This is a genomic window from Pseudoalteromonas sp. AS84, assembly GCF_038900255.1.
In the GTDB taxonomy this organism is placed as follows: Bacteria; Pseudomonadota; Gammaproteobacteria; order Enterobacterales; family Alteromonadaceae; genus Pseudoalteromonas.
On sequence record NZ_JBBMQY010000015.1, the window covers coordinates 55095 to 75109 of the forward strand.

A 20015-nucleotide genomic window follows, 5' to 3' on the forward strand; every position below is an offset into this window, starting at 1 on the left:
TCGCAGCGCGAGGTTTGTAACCTAGTGGGCTAAGTAAAAACCGAGCAACAAAGAGTTAATCGTCCCTAGAAAGAACCCAAAGGGCAGCGCATGTTTGGCATTTATACTGCGTTATCGCCTATTTATGGGGAATAACCAAACTACATAGGCTCTGCCTTGTCTAATTACCAAACAGTCTGCTGCAAAATCAATCACGAAATGTTAACACGCCCTAGCAATACAAAGGCGCTAACAATAATCACCAAAAATGTAGCAATAGTACCAATTTGGCGATATTTCAGACTTTTTTCTACTATGCCTAAATTTTGAAATACACGCCCTATTAATAACGCACCACCTAATATATGGCAGTAATGGCTAGCAAGTCCTTGGTACTCTGCCAAAAAGAGTAAAATTAAAGCAATTGGCACGTATTCCATAAAGTTAGCGTGGGCACGTACAGCACGTTGCAGCGTTGCGTTACCGTTATCACCAAGTGATATCTGCTCAGCGCGGCGCACTTTTATTACGTTAAAGCTCAAATAAATGTAAAAGAATGAAAGTAATGCAGCATAAGTTGAAATGATCACGGCGTTTTCCTGTTATTTTTATCGCATAAGCATGCGCTTTATTATTGTGGGCGTGATAATAACATATAAATTTGGGCAGCATTATCAGAAGTTTAATAAATGCCTATGCTAAGCTAGGGTATTAAGTAAGTAGAAATTACATAAGGATTTTATGTTTGTACCTCGCAAAGTAGCCGACAGTTACCGTGAAATGATTAACAGTATTGGCTTTTACCCTTCGATGCTTTCAGTGGGCTTTTTAGCATTTGCCATTATTACTATGTCTGTTGAATATTTAGCGCCTATTGAGCAGCTAAAATCGTTTATATCGGTTGTACTTGTTGATAGCGCTGAAAACGCACGTACTATTTTAAGCACCTTAGCGGGGAGTATTATTTCGCTTACCGTGTTTAGTTTTTCAATGGTAATGGTCGTTTTAAATTCGGCCAGTGCGAGTTTATCGCCTCGCGTAGTACCTGGGCTTATTACGCGTAAATCACATCAAATGGTTTTGGGCTTTTATTTAGGCAGCATAATTTACTCCATTATTATGCTTATAAATATTAATAAACTTGAAGGTGGCAGTACGGCTATTCCTTCAATTGGTGTGTTGTTCGCACTTGTTTTTGGATTGATTTCATTAGGTTTATTTGTATTTTTTATACATTCAATCTCTCGTGCCATTCAGGTTGATAACGTATTAAATGGCTTGTTTAGCCAAACTAAAAACGAAATTAAAACAATAATACAAAGACAACAAGAGAACCCAGTTGAAGACTTTCCAGACTTTAGTAAGTGGCATTCGGTTAGCAGTAAAACAGAGGGCTATTACAAAGGCGTGCAAACCGATAAGCTCTGTGCCATTTTGGCAGAGCAAGATATAAAGGTATATATCTCTGTTAACCAAGGCTATTTTACAGTTAAAGGCTATCCGTTTTTAAAGTGTAATAAAGACATATCAAACGATGAAGAGCTGATAAATAAAATTCTCGACTGCTTTATTTTTTATATAGAAGAGTACATTAGCGATCATTACCGTTATGGGTTAACGCAAATATCAGAAATTGCAGTTAAGGCAATGAGCCCGGGCATAAACGATCCAGGTACTGCGGTTAAATCAATTGATATGCTGAGTATTTTACTTATTCAACGGCTGTCAATTAACGATATTAACTACTCGTTTAAGCACAGTGATAATGCCCCATTGTTGTACCTTCATGAAACAAGCTTTGATGAGTTATTACATGACAATTTTACACCGCTGCGTAATTACGCCAAAGGCGATGCATACGTAATGACAAATGTGCTTGAGGCATTTAAAAATATTTTGTTTATTGCCCATAAAGATACCGATGCACGAAACAGTTTATTTAATTACTTAAATGCGATTGTTGATGACATAAATGAACATGTAACTAATAAATACGACAGACGCGAAGTGACTAATATGCTCAACTCAATAGCGCGCATTAGCCAAGAGCAAGGTGAGAAGTTGGTGGCACGTTTTGAGCACCACCAAAAATAAATTTAATCTATGTAGTACACGGCATAGCTTGAAGCTGTTACTTTAATCTCTCCAGCATGGTAGGCATCAGGTACATAGTTACTTGGTGCGCTATCAGCCATCATTACTTTTTCTGCGCGCATATAAGGCTGCGACTGCACATTGAGTGGACTCAGTGATGCGCTGTACAATCCTTTTAAATCAACTCCATAATCTTCACTAAATTCTTTTGCTGCATCCCGTGCGTCTTTAATTGCTAACTTTTGCGCTTTTTTGTGCAGCTCGTTGTAGTTACTTGCTAAAAATTGCGTTTGATTAATTTCGTTAATACCGTTGTTAACTAAGCTTTGTAGTAATTCAGGGTATTTATTTATATCGCTAAGTTTTACAGTTAATGTACGAGAAACCTTAAAGCCTTTAAATTCTTGATTACCGGTAGTGCGGTTATATTGGCTATCACGGTTTATTGAAATTTGTCCGGCGTTTATATCTCCCTCTTTAACACCAATTTCTTTTACGAGCTTAATTGCTTTAGCGATGGTTAGGTCGGTTTTATTTTTAGCAGCAATTAAGTCTTTATCAACTTCGGTAATACCTACACTAAGCTGTACGTAATCTGGCATTGTGGTAAGAGTTGCTTCGCCTTTAACATAAATATGAGGAGCATCGGGGGTCGCTGCCGCAAGTGCATCAAAACTAAGTACGTTAAAAGCCAGTGCACTACCTAAAACGAGTGTCAGTGTTTTCATTAAGTCGATCCTTTAATTTTGTAAATGCTATTAAAGACCTTACGTGGTTAATTAAATATGAACAAGCACAAAAAAACAGGCAATTGCCTGTTTTTTGTTAATGGCTGTAACTTAACGTACAGCCTCATTTACTTTAAATTACGGGTACCGTTATTAAACACTACAACGTTTATAGTTACGGTATTTTGGTAACCAGTAATTTTTGTCGATTGCTGCCCATAACGCATCATCAGTAATCTCAAGAGCAACGCCCTCTTCGATTGCTTTTTTAGCAATGGCAAATGCAATACGCTTACTTAGCGTTTCAATTTCCGTAAGGGCTGGTAATAAACTACCTTTACCTGTGTTTGCACGTGGCGACGACTCTGCAAGCATTTCGCTAGACACACTTAACATTGCATCTGTAATGCGTGTCGCTTTAGCGGCAATAACACCTAAACCAATACCCGGGAAAATATAGCTATTGTTGCATTGTGGGATTGGAAAAATTTCACCGTTGTGTTCTACCGGATCAAATGGGCTACCTGTTGCAACAAGTGCTTTACCGTCAGTCCACTTAATTACATCAGCAGGATGCGCTTCTACCTGCTTAGATGGATTACTTAATGGGAAAATAATTGGCTGTTCACAACCGGCGTGCATTGCTCGAATAGCTTGCTCAGTAAACAAACCAGGTTGACCTGAAACACCAATTAAAATGTCTGGTTGTGCACAGTGCATAACATCAAGAAGTGATGCGTATTCACCGCTGTAAGTCCAATCACTTACTGAACCTTGAGGTTGTGCAAGTGCTTGTTGGAAATCGCGTAAGCCTTCCATACCCTCTGTAAGTAGGCCAAAACGGTCAACCATAAATACTTGGCTACGCGCTTGAGCTTCACTAATACCTTCAAAAACCATTTGGCTAATAATTTGCTCAGCAATACCACAACCAGCAGAGCCTGCACCCACAAAAACTACTTTTTGTTGGCTAAGGGTTGAATTTTTAACGCGACACGCTGCAAGTAAAGAACCTACCGTTACAGCCGCAGTACCTTGAATGTCATCGTTAAAGCTACAAATTTCATTGCGGTAGCGCTTAAGTAACGGCATTGCATTTGGTTGTGCAAAATCTTCAAACTGAAGTAACACATTTGGCCAGCGACGTTTAACCGCTTTAATGAATAAATCTAAAAACTCATCGTATTCGTCTTGGGCAATACGCTTATGGCGTGCACCCATGTACATAGGATCGTTTAAAAGCTTTTCGTTATTAGTACCCACATCAAGCATTACAGGTAATGTGTATGCTGGGCTTATACCACCACACGCAGTGTAAAGTGACAATTTACCAATTGGGATACCCATGCCGCCAATACCTTGATCGCCAAGGCCTAAAATACGCTCGCCATCGGTTACAACAATAACTTTTACTTTACCTTTAGTAGCGTTGCGTAAAATGTCGTCAATTTGGTATCTGTCTTCATACGAAATAAATAAGCCACGCGCGCTGCGGTAAATGTCTGAGAATTTTTCACAAGCATCCCCAACTGTAGGCGTGTAAATGATTGGCATCATTTCTTCAAGATGATCCCGCACTAAACGGTAGTAAAGTGTTTCGTTGTTATCTTGAATCGCACGTAAGTAAATATGCTTATTAAGGTTGTCGGTAAAGCTAGAATATTGCTGATAACAGCGCTCAACTTGCTCTTCAATTGTTTCAAAGCGAGGAGGAAGTAAACCAGCAAGATTGAAATTTTCGCGTTCTTTTTTACTAAAGGCGCTGCCTTTATTTAATAGCGGTGTTTCAATTAGGCCAGGGCCAGAATGATGAATATATAAGTAGTTAGGATCAGTATTAGTTGTCATATTTCCAGGCTTTAACGGAGTCTTAAGTTATGATCTGTCATTATCAGTGTTAAAGGTTTAATTGCAACGACAATTAAGCTAGTCAGACCATTGAGAGAAAATACATGCAGGCTTCACTGCCCGCATGTATATTATACATAATTTAAAATTGTATAGTGGCGTTATTATCAGTTAAATCAGATAACGCAACACCTTCACGGCGTGGATCAGCTCCGCCGTAAAGTTTGTCATTTTTAACTTCAACTGCATGTAAGCCCGAGTTTAAGTCAATAATACGTACATTGTGGCCGCGTTTAGTAAGCGCAGGCGCAATGGCTTCAATAGCTGTGCCTTTTTCAAGGCTGGTGTAATCGTTACGATTTGTTGTACGCGGTAAGTTAATAGCGTCTTGCGCTGATAAATTCCAGTCAATAACACCCACAACAACTTGTGCAACGTAATCTATGATACGACTACCGCCAGGTGAGCCTACAATTAAACGTAAGCTGCCATCTTTATTAAATACCATTACCGGTGACATAGAGCTACGCGGGCGTTTACCAGCCTCTACACGGTTTGCTACAAGCTTGCCGTTTTTACGTGGCGATAACGAAAAGTCAGTTAGTTGGTTATTTAAAATAAAGCCATTAACCATAACCGTGGAGCCAAACGCCATTTCAATTGAACTAGTCATCGAAACGGCATTACCTTTACTATCTACAATAGAGACATGAGAAGTAGAAGGTAACTCGTATGAATCATCCATTGCATAACTTAGGTACCCTACTGGATTACCGGCTACGGCTTTTTGGTCTGTTTCGGTAATTAATTTAGCGCGTGAGGCAATGTAATCTTTGTTTAATAGCTCTTTTGTAGGTACTTGCGTGAAATCGGGATCGCCCATGTACATATCGCGATCGGCAAATGCAATACGCGAAGCTTGGCTAAAATAATGAATCGCCTTTTCGCCATTTGGTTTAAGTGCGCTCATATCTTTATGCTCAAGTAGGCCAAGCATTTGTAGCACAGCTACACCGCCACTACTTGGTGGCGCCATAGAACACACGTTATAAGCACGGTATTGTATACATACCGCATCGCGTTCTTTACTTTTGTAATCTGCTAAATCTTGCACACTTAATTTACCAGGGGCTATTTTAGAGTGCTGTACAGCATTAACCATTTGTTTAGCGTTTTCGCCTTTGTAAAATGCACCAATGCCCTGCTTTGCAATGTCTTTGTATAAATCAGCAAGCGGTTGATTCTTTTTAACACTACCTACTTCAATTAACTTACCATTTGGGTAAAAGTATTCGTTAATAATCGGCATACTCAATACACCAGGGTTTAATTGGCGTGCTAATAAGCCATGTAAACGCGGCGAAATTACAAAGCCTTGCTCTGCAAGTTCAATAGCCGGTTTAAAAAGCGCTTCCCATGGCAATGTACCGTATTGTTTATGCGCGCTTGCAAAGGCATGTAAAATACCAGGCACACCAACAGAGCGTCCGCCTACTACAGCTTCAATCCATTTAACGGCTTTACCGTGCTTATCTAAAAACAGCGTTTCGTCTGCATTTGCAGGTGCTGTTTCGCGGCCATCAAAACTAGTCAATTTATTGTTTGCTTTGTTGTAGTACATCATAAATGTACCACCACCAATACCTGACGATTGCGGTTCAACTAAAGTAAGCACTAGTTGAGTAGCAATGGCTGCATCTACGGCACTGCCACCTTGGGCTAAAATTTGTTGACCGGCTCTTGAGGCATATGGATTTGCCGCAGCAACCATGTATTTATTACCCTGCACTACTTCTTTATGGATTAATCCGGTAGCGGCTTCAGGTTCGCGAGTTTCAATTTGAGTTGCTTGTTGTGCAAATGAAGGCAGTGATACTGCACACAGTCCAATGGCAAATAATGAGTTAAGTTTAAAATGCATAAAAATACTAAAAACACTTAATTACGTAGTTGTATTTGGCATCTTAAAGTTAAACGGGCACAATATGCAAAAATTTTGACTAAAAAAATATAATAAAATGCTTAATTTACCTATTCAACCTCGTTATATATTACCGCCTATTATTCTGCTGCTATTTAGTACCATTTTTGCTGCATTTGATTTAAATAATTTACTTGAATTTAACCGAAGTCTAATTGATGAAGGTGAACTATGGCGAATCTTTTCAAGCCAATTTGTTCATGCTAATTGGGCTCATTTGGGATTAAATGCCAGTGGTGTTTTATTAATATGGCTTTTACATGGCGAATACACATCACCTACTCGCTACGCTTTTAATACAACTGCGCTAGCACTGTGGTGCGGACTCGGCGTGTATTGGTTTTGCCCAAGCATACATATTTATACCGGATTAAGTGCCCTACTACATGGTGTAATTATTTGGGGTGCGGTTAAAGATATAACTGTAGGGCTCAAATCGGGTTATTTATTATTCATAGGCGTATGGATTAAAATAGGGTTTGAACAATTTAGCGGCCCTAATGCTGATATAGGAAAGCTTATTAACTCCACTGTAGCTATTGATGCACATTTAATTGGTGTTATTGGCGGGACTCTGCTTGCCATACCATTGGCTATAGAGCTCTTTAAAAAGAACTTTAAAAAGAACTTTAAAAAGAACTTTAAAAAGCAAAAATAAAGTTAGATTTTGTTCAATCCAATAAAAATGCCGCATTAGTTAACTAAACTAATGCGGCATTTTTGTTTTTATACTTTAAGAGTTAAAGATTAAAGTGTTTCTTTAAATAACTTATGAATACGGCGGTATTCGTCTAACCAGCTTGAAGGCTGTACAAAACCATGTGGTTCAACAGGAAATATAGCTGTTTCAAAGTTTTGTTTTTCAAGCTCTATCAAGCGCTGCACTAAACGCACTGAATCTTGAAAAAATACGTTATCGTCAACCATTGGTGAGTTAATTAATAAACGCTTGTTTAAACCCTCAGCATAATAAATTGGCGAGCTGCGCTCATACGCAATCGGGTCAACATCAGGGTGGTTTAATATATTAGCCGTGTACCCTGTGTTGTAATGAGCCCAATCGGTAACAGGTCTAAGTGCCGCACCCGATTGAAATAACTCAGGCGCGGTAAACAATGCCATAAAGGTCATAAAACCGCCGTAAGAGCCACCATAAGTACCGACTGCTTTGGTATCAACGTTGGCATTTTGCGCCATCCATTTAACGCCATCGGCTAAATCTTGTGTTTCAGGCGTGCCCATTTGACGATAAATCGCAGTACGCCAATCACGCCCGTAACCTTTAGATGCGCGGTAATCCATATCCATTACTATGTAACCTTCATCAGCGAGCAATGAATGAAACATAAATTCACGAAAATAAACCGAAAACCCCATGTGTGAATTTTGTAAGTAACCTGCGCCGTGGTTAAAAATAACCGCTTTACGGTTTTTGCCTTCTTCACCCTCAACGTAATCTGCTGGATAATATACTTTTGCATATATTGGTTGATCAGTATGGCTCGATGGTACGGCAACAATTTTAGGGGCTGTTAGCTTTTTAGCTAAAAACTCATCCGACACAGTATGCGTTAAGCGCGTTGCTTTTGTATTTGCTTTGGCATCTGCTACGTAAAGCTCATTAGGCATAGTAATTGTAGAGTGCTTAAGGAGTAACTTATTTTCATCTGGGCTTAACGTGTAGTCAGTCATGCCGTTTAAGTCAGTAATTTGCTCGCTATTACCTTTTTGCGGGTTAACGCGGTAAATTTCGTAAAGCCCTGGATGCTCAACATTCGCTTTATAATAAATTGCGCTGTCGTCGCTGGTAAGCGTTAAGTTAGAAACCTCAAATTGGCCTTGTGTTAGTGCAGTTGCACTACCATTTACAGGCTTTTTATAAAGCTGGCTGTAACCTGACTCTTCCGATAGGTAATAAAGCGTGTTTGAGTTATGTAACCACCCAAAGTCGTTAAATGCGTAAGCAATCCATGCATCGTCATGCAGGCGGTGTTGCGACACAAGTTTGTTGTTTTTAAAATCTACCGTTGCAAGCCAGCGGTCTTTGTTGTCCCACGCTTCTAGCATTATAGCTACTTGCGAGCCATCGTCGTTCCATACTATTGGGCTTTGCTCAAAACCCCAGTCCATAATAAGGTTAATACCACGAGGTGCCTTTTTAGACTTATATGTTTTACCATCACGTGCATAATTTTCTTTTTTAACTGAGGCTAAAACATCTTCGTCAAAGCCCGGTAAGGTATTAAAGCTAAGTGATGTTTGCTCTTTGTTAGTTAAATTGATGTAGACAAGCTTTGAGGTTTCTTCTTTAGCGTCGGCTACACGGCAGCGTGCTTTTTTAGGTTCTATAGTGGCGTCATTTGTAATGTAGTTAGGCATAATATCGCCATCACTACGCCAGTCTGTTTGCTTTTGTACAACGACTAACAGCGCATCACCATTTGGCGAAAGCTGCGCTTCTGCAACGGTATTTCCTTCGCCTAAGTAATAAGCTGTGTTAGCAATTGAATCGTTTTGTTCATTAATTTGCTCACTGCGAGCTTGCTTATCTTTTTTATTTTTTTGTTGAAGCGCCACAAATTTAATCAATTTATGCTGCTCTTTAGCAATATACGTGCTTGGCTCTTCAATACCTTTTGGCTCATCAGCAAGTTTTAAGTTAGCAAGCTCGCTCGTTAAGCCTGTTTTTAAATCAACTTTAAAAAATACATTGCCTTGGCGGTAAACTAAATCGCCATTATTTAAAAATTGTGGCTTTGACTCGCCCGCTGATGTAGCTGTAATTTGTTTAAGTTCGCCGGTTTTTAGGTTTTTAACAAATACATTGCCTTTAAATGTGTAGGCCGCCATTGTTTTATTTTTAGAATAAACGGCTTTATTTGAACCCACAGTATGAAGTTTATTAAGAGCTACTTGCTCTGCTGTTTGGCTAGTAACCGATTGGCTAAATAAATCGCGTAGTGTATTACCCTGCTCTTTTTGAGCATAAATAATAGTAGACGAATCGCTCGCCCAGTAAGCACCCTCTGGCTGATTACCCATCCAATCCGGATCGGCCATTGCTTGTTCTAGCGTTATTTTTTGTGAGCCGATATCTGCTGGCGTGTTTACAACCGCAGCAATTTTAGTTGCTGGTAATGCACTTTGCTGTGTTGAAGAGGTGTTAGCGGTAGCGCTACAACCTGCAAGCATGACACTTGAGGCAACAGCTAAGGCCACTAACGTTTTAGATGAAGAAAGATTAAAAATCATAGTGCTTCTATACGGTTATTATAATTAAGCCGTATTTAAGCAGAAGCACTCAAGTTATTGCAATTTTTTAAGATAAATAGCCATTAAACAGGGTAAAGCTCAGTTTACTAACGCCCCCTTTATTAGTGGACGTTATTCAACGATTAAATCAAGCCACACCATGCGGTGATCGCTCGATGCGTTTCTATCTTTAATTAAACGATATTCACTACTAGTTTTAGTAGGCCAAAATACACCACCGTCCTTAATTTTTAAGCCATAGTTTGAGGGTAGTACGTAATCAACACGCGCTTGCCAATTTGCACTGTAATTTTGTGCATAAGGCACGTCATACTGCTCTTTAGCGCCTTCACTTTTTGGAACAAATTGAGCGTTAATAAGTGGATTTTTAAGCAGTTGGTCGGTGGTATTTGTACGGGCTTTATCCCCCTCTGGTGCGGCATTTAAATCGCCTAAAATAACAAAACGAGAGTAAGTTTTTAATCCGCCTTTTTGGCCTTTATCATCGTAAATATACTTGGCGTTTGATACATAGTCGGCAATTAGCCTTACTTCATCGTGGTTACGCTTGCCATTCCTGTCTTCTTCGCCATCAAATACAGGCGGTGTTGGGTGAGATGCAATAACATGAATGGTTTTATCATTTACGTTAATAGGTAAATCCCAAAACGATTTAGAGCTGAGCCTAAGTGCTTGCCATTCTTGTGCGTTATACCAGTTTTCGCCTGTTTTAAGCATCACTGGCATTAGTGCATTTGGCATGTCTTTATATTTAAAGGTTTGAAGAGTTCTTACTTTATCAAAATCGATTGGGTATTTTGACAAAATAGCCATACCATAATGGCCTTCAAAAAAACCAAAGCCTTGTGCATCGCCCATCACGCCATTTTTTTTGCCATCATTATCTAAATCAAACTCGGTGGCTAGGCCTGTATTTACCGGGGCTATATAAGTGTAAGGGTAGTTAATAGCCGCTTGTTTTTGCTGACCTACATTTAAATAATGCTTATTAAAGTATTCAATGCCCTGCTCTTTTGGGATGTAATCAAATTCGTTAAGTAAAATAATATCAGGGCGAACACGTTGAATAATTTCGGCTATGTTTTTAATTTGCTGGTGGTTTGCTTTAAGTGCATTAACTAAAGCATCACTTTTAATTTGCTCACCTTTAGGCGTGTGATTAGTTGCATCCATACTTACATTAAAAGTAGCAACACGAAGAGAGTCTGATGCAAATGCACTGTTACTAAAAAAAGTACTAAAAGAAGCGGCAACAAGGAGTGCGCTATAAATTGCTTTAAGTTTCATTAAATAATTTCACTGTAAAATTTTAGACTCAATCATTATTTCACAAACTGGGTATCCACGCGCCTTTTTTAAACATAAAAAAGCCGAGCAAGCTCGGCATTTAATAAAACGAGTATTTAGCCGTTTAATGAAGGATTAAATTAGCTGCCGCTTTTAAAATACCTGGGTAGTCTTGCTCAGGTAAATATTCAGTAAGCTCACCTAATTTATCTGCTAGGTCGTTCATACTAGTGGCCGATACGTTTATATGGCCCATTTTACGACCTGGTTTTGCAGTTTTACCGTACCAATGGCTAGTCACATCTGCGTATTTTAGTACGTCAGCTGGAATACTAGGTTGCCCTAGTACATTTATCATCGCGGTAATGTGTTTAAGCTCTGTATTACCGAGCGGTAAACCTGCAACAGCACGCATGTGGTTTTCAAACTGCGAACAGTGGCAACCTTGCTGCGTCCAATGGCCAGAGTTATGTACACGCGGTGCAATTTCGTTAACGAGTAACGTGCCTTGTACATCAAAAAACTCAATAGCGAGTACGCCAACATAGTTAAGTTCGTTTGCTATTTTAGTAAATGCATCATTTGCTTGAGCTTCAACGCTGCGATTGTTTTTACCAGCAATAGAGAGCGTTAACACACCATTTGTGTGCTCGTTTTCTGTTAGCGGATAAATAGCCACATTACCGTGTTTATCGCGCGCACCAATAATAGATACTTCACGATCAAACGGGATCATTTTTTCAGCAATAATTGTATGTGGCGAAAGCTCTGTGCCCGATGCAATAAAATCAGCCATTAGTGACCAAATTTCGTCTATTTGACTATCTGATTTTAAACGCCATTGGCCTTTCCCGTCATAACCCGCTTGGCATGTTTTAATAACAAGTGGCTTACCTAGGGTTTTAACAGCGTGTTCAAGGTGCACTTTTTCAGTAATTAATTGATATGGCGCACAGGTTACGTTTGTTTTATCAAGCAATGCTTTTTCAAGCGAGCGATCGCCACCGGTTTTAATAGCGGCCTTACCTGGGTAAAATTTATTGCTGTTACAGCAAAGTGTTAGTACATCATCAGGAATGTGCTCAAACTCTGCAGTAATGGCATCAGCGTTCGATATTGCTTGCTCAAGTGACGTGCTATAAACCTCACCAGTTAGCGGGTGCATAATTTGCTTGCTGCCTACATCATACGCCACTACGTTTAAATTAAGCGGCGCACCTGCAAGGCTCATCATACGTGCAAGTTGCCCTGCACCTAATATTAAAATATTCATTATTACTCTGCAGGGTTTGGATTAGCTAATATAGTGTCGGTTTGAGCTTTACGAAACGCTTCAATTTTTGCAAAAATTTCTGGATTTTGACACCCTAAAATTTGCGCGGCTAGTAAACCTGCGTTTGCTGCGCCCGGCTCACCAATTGCAAGTGTGCCCACTGCAACGCCTTTAGGCATTTGGCAAATAGATAAAAGTGAATCAACACCATTTAATGCTTTTGATTTTACAGGCACGCCCAGTACAGGAAGCGACGTAAAAGCAGCAGCCATACCCGGTAAATGCGCAGCGCCGCCAGCGCCTGCAATAATAACTTTAATCCCGCGTTCTGCGGCTGAACTTGCATAATCAGCAAGTAATTGAGGAGTGCGGTGTGCAGACACGACTTTAGTTTCGTACTTAATGCCAAAATGCTCTAGCATAAGTGCTGCATGTTCCATGGTTGGCCAATCTGATTTAGAACCCATAATAATGCCAACAGTCATAAATACTCCTCAGTAATGTATTTTCAAAATAGCGGACTTATGTCCTGTTTAAGCCGGGTATTATACCCAAAGCCATATTAATTGCGACTAATACAAAGCCACAAAAACAAAAAAAGCCATGTTTAAACATGGCTTTTTAGGGTTAACGGGTAAATAGCTAATTAAGCTTCTTTACTCGCTAGGTATTCTGCGTAGTTGCCTCTAAAGTCAATAATTTTACCATCTTTAACTTCCCAAATACGGGTAGCTACCGATGATACAAATTGACGATCGTGCGATACAAACATTAATGTACCTTCGTAGGCTTCAAGTGCTAAGTTAAGCGCTTCAATAGATTCCATATCCATGTGGTTAGTTGGCTCATCCATTAACAATATGTTTGGTTTGTGCATCATAATTTTACCAAACAGCATGCGGCCTTGCTCACCACCTGAAATTACTTTAACTGACTTTTTAATATCGTTTTGAGAGAACAACATACGACCTAAGAAGCTGCGAACCACTTGCTCATCGTCGCCTTCTTGTTGCCACTGTTCCATCCACTGAAACAAGTTCATGTCGGTTGCAAACTCATCTGCGTGATCTTGCGCGTAGTAACCAATGTTCGCGTTTTCAGAAAACTTAAACTCACCGGCTTTAGGTGCTAAGCGCCCTGCTAGTGTATTAAGTAATGTTGTTTTACCAACACCATTTTCACCAATAATAGCAATACGCTCGCCAACTTCTACTAAACCTTCAAGCCCAGAAAACAACGTGTTGTCGTCAAAACCTTGCGTTAGGTTATTCATTTCAAGCGCGTTTCTGAATAACTGCTTTTCTTGGTCGAAACGAATAAATGGCGTTTGACGTGAAGAGGCTTTAACTTCGTCTAACTGAATTTTGTCGATACGTTTAGCGCGCGATGTTGCCTGTTTAGCTTTAGATGCGTTAGCAGAGAAACGTGATACAAACTGTTGAAGTTCAGCAATTTGGTTTTTCTTCTTCGCGTTTTCGCTAAGTAGCTGCTCACGTGCTTGCGTTGCTGCAAACATGTATTCGTCGTAGTTACCTGAGTAAATACGTAGCTCGCCGTAGTCAATATCGGCCATGTGAGTACACACAGAGTTTAAAAAGTGACGGTCATGCGAAATGATTATCATGGTACAGTCGCGTTGGTTTAACACGTCTTCTAACCACTTGATGGTGTAAATATCCAAGTTATTGGTAGGCTCATCAAGTAGCATTATATCCGGGTCTGAAAACAACACCTGTGCAAGTAGCACGCGTAGTTTAAAACCAGGTGCAATTTCTGACATTGGGCCAAAGTGTTGATCCGTACCAATACCTACGCCTAATAAAAGCTCGCCTGCTTTAGATTCAGCAGAGTAACCATCCATTTCGGCAAATTCAGTTTCAAGATCGGCTACTTTCATACCGTCGTCTTCACTCATTTCTGGTAAAGAGTAAATACGGTCGCGTTCTTGTTTAATTTTCCACAACTCTTTGTGACCCATGATCACAGTATCAATTACTGAGTATTCTTCGTAGGCAAACTGGTCTTGGTTTAGTTTAGCAACGCGTTCATTAGGATCAGTACTAACATTACCTGAAGACGCTTCAAGCTCACCACTTAAAATTTTCATAAATGTTGATTTACCACAACCATTCGCACCGATTAAACCGTAACGGTTTCCATCGCCAAATTTTGCTGAGATATTTTCAAATAATGGTTTAGCACCAAATTGCATGGTGACATTAGCTGTACTAATAATAGCGCTACCCTCCAAGGGAGTATGGATGTAATTAAATTGCGCGCAGTTTAAACCAAAATGGCCTGTTTTTCTATGAAAGTTTAAAGGCAAACTAACGCGTTTTAGCCATTTATTAGCGCTGTATAGTGGGTAACTCAAATAACAGATTAAATTAAATGGTTTTGTAAATTTTTATTCAGCTTACACAAGTAAAAATTCATCAATATATTCACTTTAATACGTCCAGGGAGTTTAGAATTACGTATACTGAATTAGAGTAAAAACACTTTTAACGTGTTTGTGTGTTTACTTAACTCATTTTTGTACACGAAGTAACAATAAAAAGTTATATTTATGAAAATAAAGCACTTTTAGAGCTTTTGCACTAGTTGCTACTTTTTGAACAAGATGAAATTAATTCAAATTAAATTTTTAACACACCACAAATTTACCATCCTATTTACCTATATATTTAATATAAAAACAAACTTCTGCAACACCTGAAAAACAAAATTAACCTCTAGTGAATATCAATAGAATTTGCCTGTCAATTTTGTTGAGTATTTTTCACTTTTGAGCTCTTTATTGCTTTGTTAGTCTTCAAATCTGAATTTTTACCTACGTAAAAACACTAAAAATTTACACAGGGCAACACACAAGATGAGCAAAAAATTAGCGACACTGATTAGCGCAAGTATTGTATTCGCACCCGCTATTTCAGCGGTAGAGTTATACAAAGATGACAAAAACACTCTAGAAGTAGGTGGGTATCTTGATGTGCGTGTAATTAACACACAAAACGAAACCGAAGTTGTTAACGGTACTTCGCGCATTAACTTTGGCTTTACTAGAGAGCTAAAGAAAGATTGGACTGCTCTTGCTCTTGTAGAATGGGGTGTAAACCCTGTTGGTAGTAGCGACATTATTTATAACAATCGTTTTGAGTCAATTCAGGACGAATTTTTGTATAACCGTTTAGGTTACGCAGGCCTTTCACACGAAAAGTACGGTCAACTTACCATTGGTAAACAATGGGGTGCATGGTACGACGTAGTTTATGGAACAAATAATAGCTTTGTATGGGATGGTAATGCAGCAGGCGTTTACACCTATAACAAAGACGATGGCGCTGTAAATGGCACTGGCCGTGGTGATAAGTTAGTCCAGTACCGCAATAGCTATAACGATTTTAGCTTTGCAGTACAAGCGCAGCTTAAAAACAGCGAGTTTTATACCTGTGACGTAAGCGATATTTCAGAAGAAGAATGCGAAACACTTTGGAACTCTGGCGATAGTGCAGCCCAAGAAGTTGAATTTAACTACACATTTGGTGCGTCTGTAACTTATACCCCTACCGATATGCTAACGCTTACGGCAGGTGTTAACCGAGGTGAGTTTGATTTAACGTTTGGTGATGGCTCTACTCGTAATGTTGAAGATTTAATTTATGGTGCCGGTATTATGTGGGGCAGCATTGATAAGCGCGGCCTTTACGTTGCTGCCAACGTAAATAAAAACAAAAACCACGACACAGATAACATTGGTCGCTTAATTAAAGACGCAATAGGTATAGAAACATTCGCATCATACCGTTTTGATAACGACTTTCGCCCTTTTATTGCCTACAACGTGTTTGATGCCGGCGATGATTACGTAATTCAGCCAAACTTTAACGCCGATCCTAACGATGTATTTAAGCGTCAGTTTGCTGTTATTGGCCTTCATTACCTAATTGACGAAGCCACTATTGCCTACATAGAAGCACGTAAGGACTTTAGTGACTTTGAAAGTGATAACGACGATCAACAAGCACAAATGGAGCAGTCGGAAGACGACGGTATAGCATTTGGTTTTAGATATAAGTTCTAAATATAAGCTCTAAATATAAGTTTAAAAACGACTACAACTTCCCTAAGCACAACCCTTTTAGCCCTTTTAACTTTTTTAACTGGGCTTTTTTTATTTCGCCATGCTTTGTTGAATATTTGGTTTTGCATTTAAGGCTATTTCAACAAATGCATTAACAGCCGCACTGGTATTGTTTTTTTAATGTGTAATACCATCAACTCACGATGCCCCTACTTTTTACGTCTACCGTTTGCTGCCCAATACAATGAACGAGCAAAATTTTAACGAATCACAAATAGGTTAACTACTCGCATCTATATCTTTATTGGCTGAAGTTACCGTAGGCTTGATTATTTGCACTACCTTCCTGATTAGTTTTTTCTAATTTGACTCCATTGCTAAGTTTAGCATTATAGCAATATTTAGTATGATGTGTTCTTTTGCTATAAAGCCACCAGCTAATATATAATAATTGCATTAAGAGTATAAAAGATGGTGAAACAATATTGAAATTGCAAAGTAATTACACTGTCTATTGCTGATCACAAAGGCGTAAGGCTAATTAAAAGCAGTAACAAATAGGTGTGATATATGCTCATAGGTACTGCCTGTATTCTAACCCAGCACCTACGCACTGTATATAAACACAGTGCGCGTATTTACTGTGTAAAAATAAATTAAAACAACTCCCTTTGTAAGTCGTTAATAACATTAAACTAAGTAAAGTGCTATGAAACTGATTCGTTATCATAAATAGTTAAAACACCGGTAGCTGTATATGCATACAGCTACCGGTTATACCTATCTAACCTACTTTTTAATAAACTTACTAAAACCAGCTAATGCCTTTGATACACTCAGTGTTGGATTATCTGAATGCTCAGCACCTTCGTTTATAGCGCTTTGCCACACAAGGTTATTATTAGGGTTTGCTGTTAAAGCAGACTCTAAATCATCAAACGCTTTTAACATTAACGGATGCTCTGCTCCACCCACCGAAAGGTATAAATAAGTAGGCGACTTAATTTTATTTGCTTGAGTAGTTAAAAATGCTTCTACATTATTAACCACTGTCATATCGTCATACCAAGCCGCGGGGCTAAATGCAAAGTAGCCATTAAACAGTTCAGGCCTTGTATGCAGTGTATAAAGTACAAAGCTGCCACCGGCCGAAAAACCACTTAACACACGGTTATTACTAAGCTTATATTTTGCTGATAAATAAGGGAGTAACTCAGTTTCAATAAACGCTAAAAACTTGTCGGCTTCACCATTTGGCTCTATAAGTGTTTCACCTTCTGGGCGCGCTTGTGTATTTACATCTTGGCGAGCATAAGGAGGCACTAAATCGCGATTACGTGTATCTGTAAAAAACAAATTAGGAATAGACACCAATATAGCCTTATCCCCTTTTTCGCTCTTAGCTTGTTTTGTAAGTGCTTTATCCCATGTATCTAAATTAAAGTTACCGTCGGTTTTAATAATTAACGGATACGCTCTTTTAGGATTGTAATTAGCGGGTAATCTTATAAACACTTTGCGCGACTCATTAAGCACGCTTGAATTAAGTGTTATATCTGTATAAGCCGATACATAATGGTTGTAATAACGTATAGCTAAAATACCGATAGCAAAAATGACTACGGCTAAACTTAAATTAATAAAATAGTGTTTTGTTATTTTTATTGCCATGCGGCATTCCTTTAAATGTTTAGGAGTTATTTAATCGAGCTTAACCCATTGTTTTATTTCAAGCGCGGTCATAATAAGCTCAACCGAAAATGCGGCTAAAATCATCCCCATAACACGCGTTAAAATAGACGCGCCGCCAGTACCAATAAGCTTAATTATTTTACCCGAAAGCAGCAACAATATTAATGTAATGCCAAGCACCCCAAGTGTAACAAGCGCTGTGCCTATTTGAGTGGTAATTGGGTGTATGTGGTTATCGGTAAGTAGAATCACCGCCAAAATAGCACCAGGGGTCGCAGTTGCTGGTATAGCTAGCGGAAACACCGCAATATCATGTTCGGGGTCTTGTTTAGCTTTGTTAGAATCGTTTCCAAAAATCATTTGCAGGCCAAACAAAAACAATATGATACCGCCACCTAATTGAAACGACACCAATCTAATTCCCATTGCATTAAGTATTAGCTGCCCTATTAAAATAGAACCCAATAATACACAGCCTGCATAAAGCACCGTTTTAAAAGCTGTTTTACGACGTTGTTTATCGGTTAAGTGAGAAGTAAGCGCAGCAAACAACGCCATCGTGCCTATTGGATCAATGGTAGCCCAAATAACAAGTGCATCTTGAGAGAGTTTTTCTAGCATATAAAATCCTTGTTAAGCGTAAATATTTAATAAAACACGGGTAACAAATTCATTTGCTTACGCTTAACTATAATAGAAAGCCGTTATTTTTTGTATTTTATTTACACTCGCAAAGATTTAAAAATTTGTCATCTTTCGTTAAAGCGATTTATGCCAAATAGAATTTTCTCTTAAACTAAAGCCTAACTTCATAAGTAAATTATGAGAGCGTGCATTGTGTGCACTCACCTCAGCCGATAAATGTTTAAGCGGAATATGCTCAAGTAACTCTTTAGTGAAACCAGTGACTACTTCAAACATTACGCCTTTATCCCAAAAGTCGGGGTGCAGCTCAAATCCTATAAATGCATTACTTTTACAGGGCGTTAAATTATAAAGCCCACAAGTACCCATTAACTTTCCAGATATATTATGTTCAATTGCAGCTCTAATCACTTCGCCTTCGTAATAGGCGCTAATATCATCTTGTATTAATTGTTTAATTTGTGTTTTGCTAAGAGGTGTTTCGTAGTCGTTAAATTCTGACACGTGCGGATGGTTTAAAATATTAAATAAACACGCAGCGTGTTTGTGGGTAATTAAACGCAGCGTAACGCGCTCAAGTTTTGTGGTATTAAACATTTTATTTAAGTGGTTAGTTAAATTAGCTCTTTATGGGCAAGCATTATTAACTTACCATACCCCATTAACAAGCATTATCTTTAAAGCAAAAAGAGTAGATAACGTAATGAGTGACGATTTTAAAGTAATACAACCCACTACCACAGTATATTGCCCAAAGCGCGGCGAAGGCTGGACCTTAACAGGCATTACTAATATTAACGAGTTTACCTCAGTAATGTTTGACGGCACACGCTATACACTTCCAGCACGTGAAATAGTAGAAGAACTTCTCCCTAACCAACTAGCGCGAGAACAAAATAGCTAACCAAAAACATACGCATTAAAAAGGCTGCAAAATTGCAGCCTAGGGTCTGTTGATCTTTGCGGATTGAAATTTGTTCAAACTAGGGGCTATTTAATCGCGGCGCGAGGTTTGTAACCTAGTGGGCTAAGTCAAAACCGAGCAACAAAGAGTAAATAGCCCCTAGGAAGAACCCTTTGGGCAGCGCCTGTTTGGCATTAATGCTACGTTATCGCCTATTTATGGGGAAT

At 39.0% G+C, this 20015-nt stretch carries 16 protein-coding genes; 4 read left to right on the plus strand and 12 right to left on the minus strand.

Going from position 1 to position 20015, the window contains the following annotated elements; genetic code table 11:
* Positions 1-191: 191 nt before the first annotated feature.
* Positions 192-569 carry an MAPEG family protein gene (locus tag WNY79_RS14825; RefSeq protein ID WP_342876244.1) on the minus strand — a complete coding sequence of 126 codons (378 nt, stop codon included), beginning with the start codon at positions 567-569 and terminating at the stop codon, positions 192-194.
* Positions 570-720: 151 nt separating this feature from the next.
* On the opposite strand from WNY79_RS14825, the gene WNY79_RS14830 reads away from it, so the two are divergent.
* Positions 721-2073 carry a DUF2254 domain-containing protein gene (locus WNY79_RS14830; RefSeq protein ID WP_342876245.1) on the plus strand — a complete coding sequence of 451 codons (1353 nt, stop codon included), beginning with the start codon at positions 721-723 and terminating at the stop codon, positions 2071-2073.
* Positions 2074-2075: 2 nt separating this feature from the next.
* Here WNY79_RS14830 and WNY79_RS14835 read toward each other — a convergent pair whose 3' ends face one another.
* The 3 genes from WNY79_RS14835 to ggt all read right to left on the minus strand — a co-directional run bounded on the left by WNY79_RS14835 (position 2076) and on the right by ggt (position 6570).
* Positions 2076-2801 carry an SIMPL domain-containing protein gene (locus WNY79_RS14835; protein WP_024598391.1) on the minus strand — a complete coding sequence of 242 codons (726 nt, stop codon included), beginning with the start codon at positions 2799-2801 and terminating at the stop codon, positions 2076-2078.
* A gap of 153 nt (positions 2802-2954) precedes the next feature.
* Positions 2955-4649, minus strand: coding sequence for an NAD-dependent malic enzyme (locus WNY79_RS14840; RefSeq protein ID WP_170070897.1), 1695 nt, complete (start codon positions 4647-4649; stop codon positions 2955-2957).
* Between the two features lie 142 nt (positions 4650-4791).
* Positions 4792-6570 carry a gamma-glutamyltransferase gene (gene ggt / locus WNY79_RS14845; protein ID WP_342876246.1) on the minus strand — a complete coding sequence of 593 codons (1779 nt, stop codon included), beginning with the start codon at positions 6568-6570 and terminating at the stop codon, positions 4792-4794.
* Between the two features lie 97 nt (positions 6571-6667).
* Between ggt and rrtA the strand changes: the two genes are divergently transcribed.
* Positions 6668-7288: a rhombosortase gene (rrtA, locus tag WNY79_RS14850; protein ID WP_342876247.1), complete on the plus strand. Its 621-nt coding sequence runs from the start codon at positions 6668-6670 to the stop codon at positions 7286-7288.
* 89 nt (positions 7289-7377) lie between these two features.
* Here rrtA and WNY79_RS14855 read toward each other — a convergent pair whose 3' ends face one another.
* The 5 genes from WNY79_RS14855 to WNY79_RS14875 all read right to left on the minus strand — a co-directional run bounded on the left by WNY79_RS14855 (position 7378) and on the right by WNY79_RS14875 (position 14699).
* Complete coding sequence (locus WNY79_RS14855; RefSeq protein WP_342876248.1) at positions 7378-9882, minus strand: prolyl oligopeptidase family serine peptidase; 2505 nt, start codon at positions 9880-9882, stop codon at positions 7378-7380.
* Between the two features lie 132 nt (positions 9883-10014).
* A complete protein-coding gene (locus WNY79_RS14860) occupies positions 10015-11190 on the minus strand; it encodes an endonuclease/exonuclease/phosphatase family protein (RefSeq protein WP_342876249.1) in 1176 nt (391 codons plus the stop codon).
* 124 nt (positions 11191-11314) lie between these two features.
* Positions 11315-12463 carry a 5-(carboxyamino)imidazole ribonucleotide synthase gene (locus tag WNY79_RS14865; protein ID WP_342876250.1) on the minus strand — a complete coding sequence of 383 codons (1149 nt, stop codon included), beginning with the start codon at positions 12461-12463 and terminating at the stop codon, positions 11315-11317.
* A gap of 2 nt (positions 12464-12465) precedes the next feature.
* Positions 12466-12948 carry a 5-(carboxyamino)imidazole ribonucleotide mutase gene (purE, locus tag WNY79_RS14870; protein WP_002962540.1) on the minus strand — a complete coding sequence of 161 codons (483 nt, stop codon included), beginning with the start codon at positions 12946-12948 and terminating at the stop codon, positions 12466-12468.
* A gap of 161 nt (positions 12949-13109) precedes the next feature.
* Complete coding sequence (locus WNY79_RS14875; RefSeq protein ID WP_076915491.1) at positions 13110-14699, minus strand: ABC-F family ATPase; 1590 nt, start codon at positions 14697-14699, stop codon at positions 13110-13112.
* Between the two features lie 639 nt (positions 14700-15338).
* Here WNY79_RS14875 and WNY79_RS14880 point away from each other — a divergent pair.
* Positions 15339-16547 carry a porin gene (locus WNY79_RS14880; RefSeq protein WP_342876251.1) on the plus strand — a complete coding sequence of 403 codons (1209 nt, stop codon included), beginning with the start codon at positions 15339-15341 and terminating at the stop codon, positions 16545-16547.
* 789 nt (positions 16548-17336) lie between these two features.
* On the opposite strand, the gene WNY79_RS14885 is transcribed toward WNY79_RS14880, so the two are convergent.
* The 3 genes from WNY79_RS14885 to WNY79_RS14895 all read right to left on the minus strand — a co-directional run bounded on the left by WNY79_RS14885 (position 17337) and on the right by WNY79_RS14895 (position 19481).
* Positions 17337-18218: an alpha/beta hydrolase-fold protein gene (locus tag WNY79_RS14885; protein WP_342876252.1), complete on the minus strand. Its 882-nt coding sequence runs from the start codon at positions 18216-18218 to the stop codon at positions 17337-17339.
* A gap of 30 nt (positions 18219-18248) precedes the next feature.
* Complete coding sequence (locus WNY79_RS14890; protein ID WP_076924648.1) at positions 18249-18860, minus strand: MarC family protein; 612 nt, start codon at positions 18858-18860, stop codon at positions 18249-18251.
* 138 nt (positions 18861-18998) lie between these two features.
* Positions 18999-19481 (minus strand): GNAT family N-acetyltransferase, encoded by a 483-nt coding sequence (locus tag WNY79_RS14895; protein WP_342876253.1) that lies wholly within the window; start codon positions 19479-19481, stop codon positions 18999-19001.
* A gap of 106 nt (positions 19482-19587) precedes the next feature.
* Between WNY79_RS14895 and WNY79_RS14900 the strand changes: the two genes are divergently transcribed.
* Positions 19588-19788 carry a hypothetical protein gene (locus tag WNY79_RS14900; protein ID WP_002962626.1) on the plus strand — a complete coding sequence of 67 codons (201 nt, stop codon included), beginning with the start codon at positions 19588-19590 and terminating at the stop codon, positions 19786-19788.
* Positions 19789-20015: the final 227 nt, after the last annotated feature.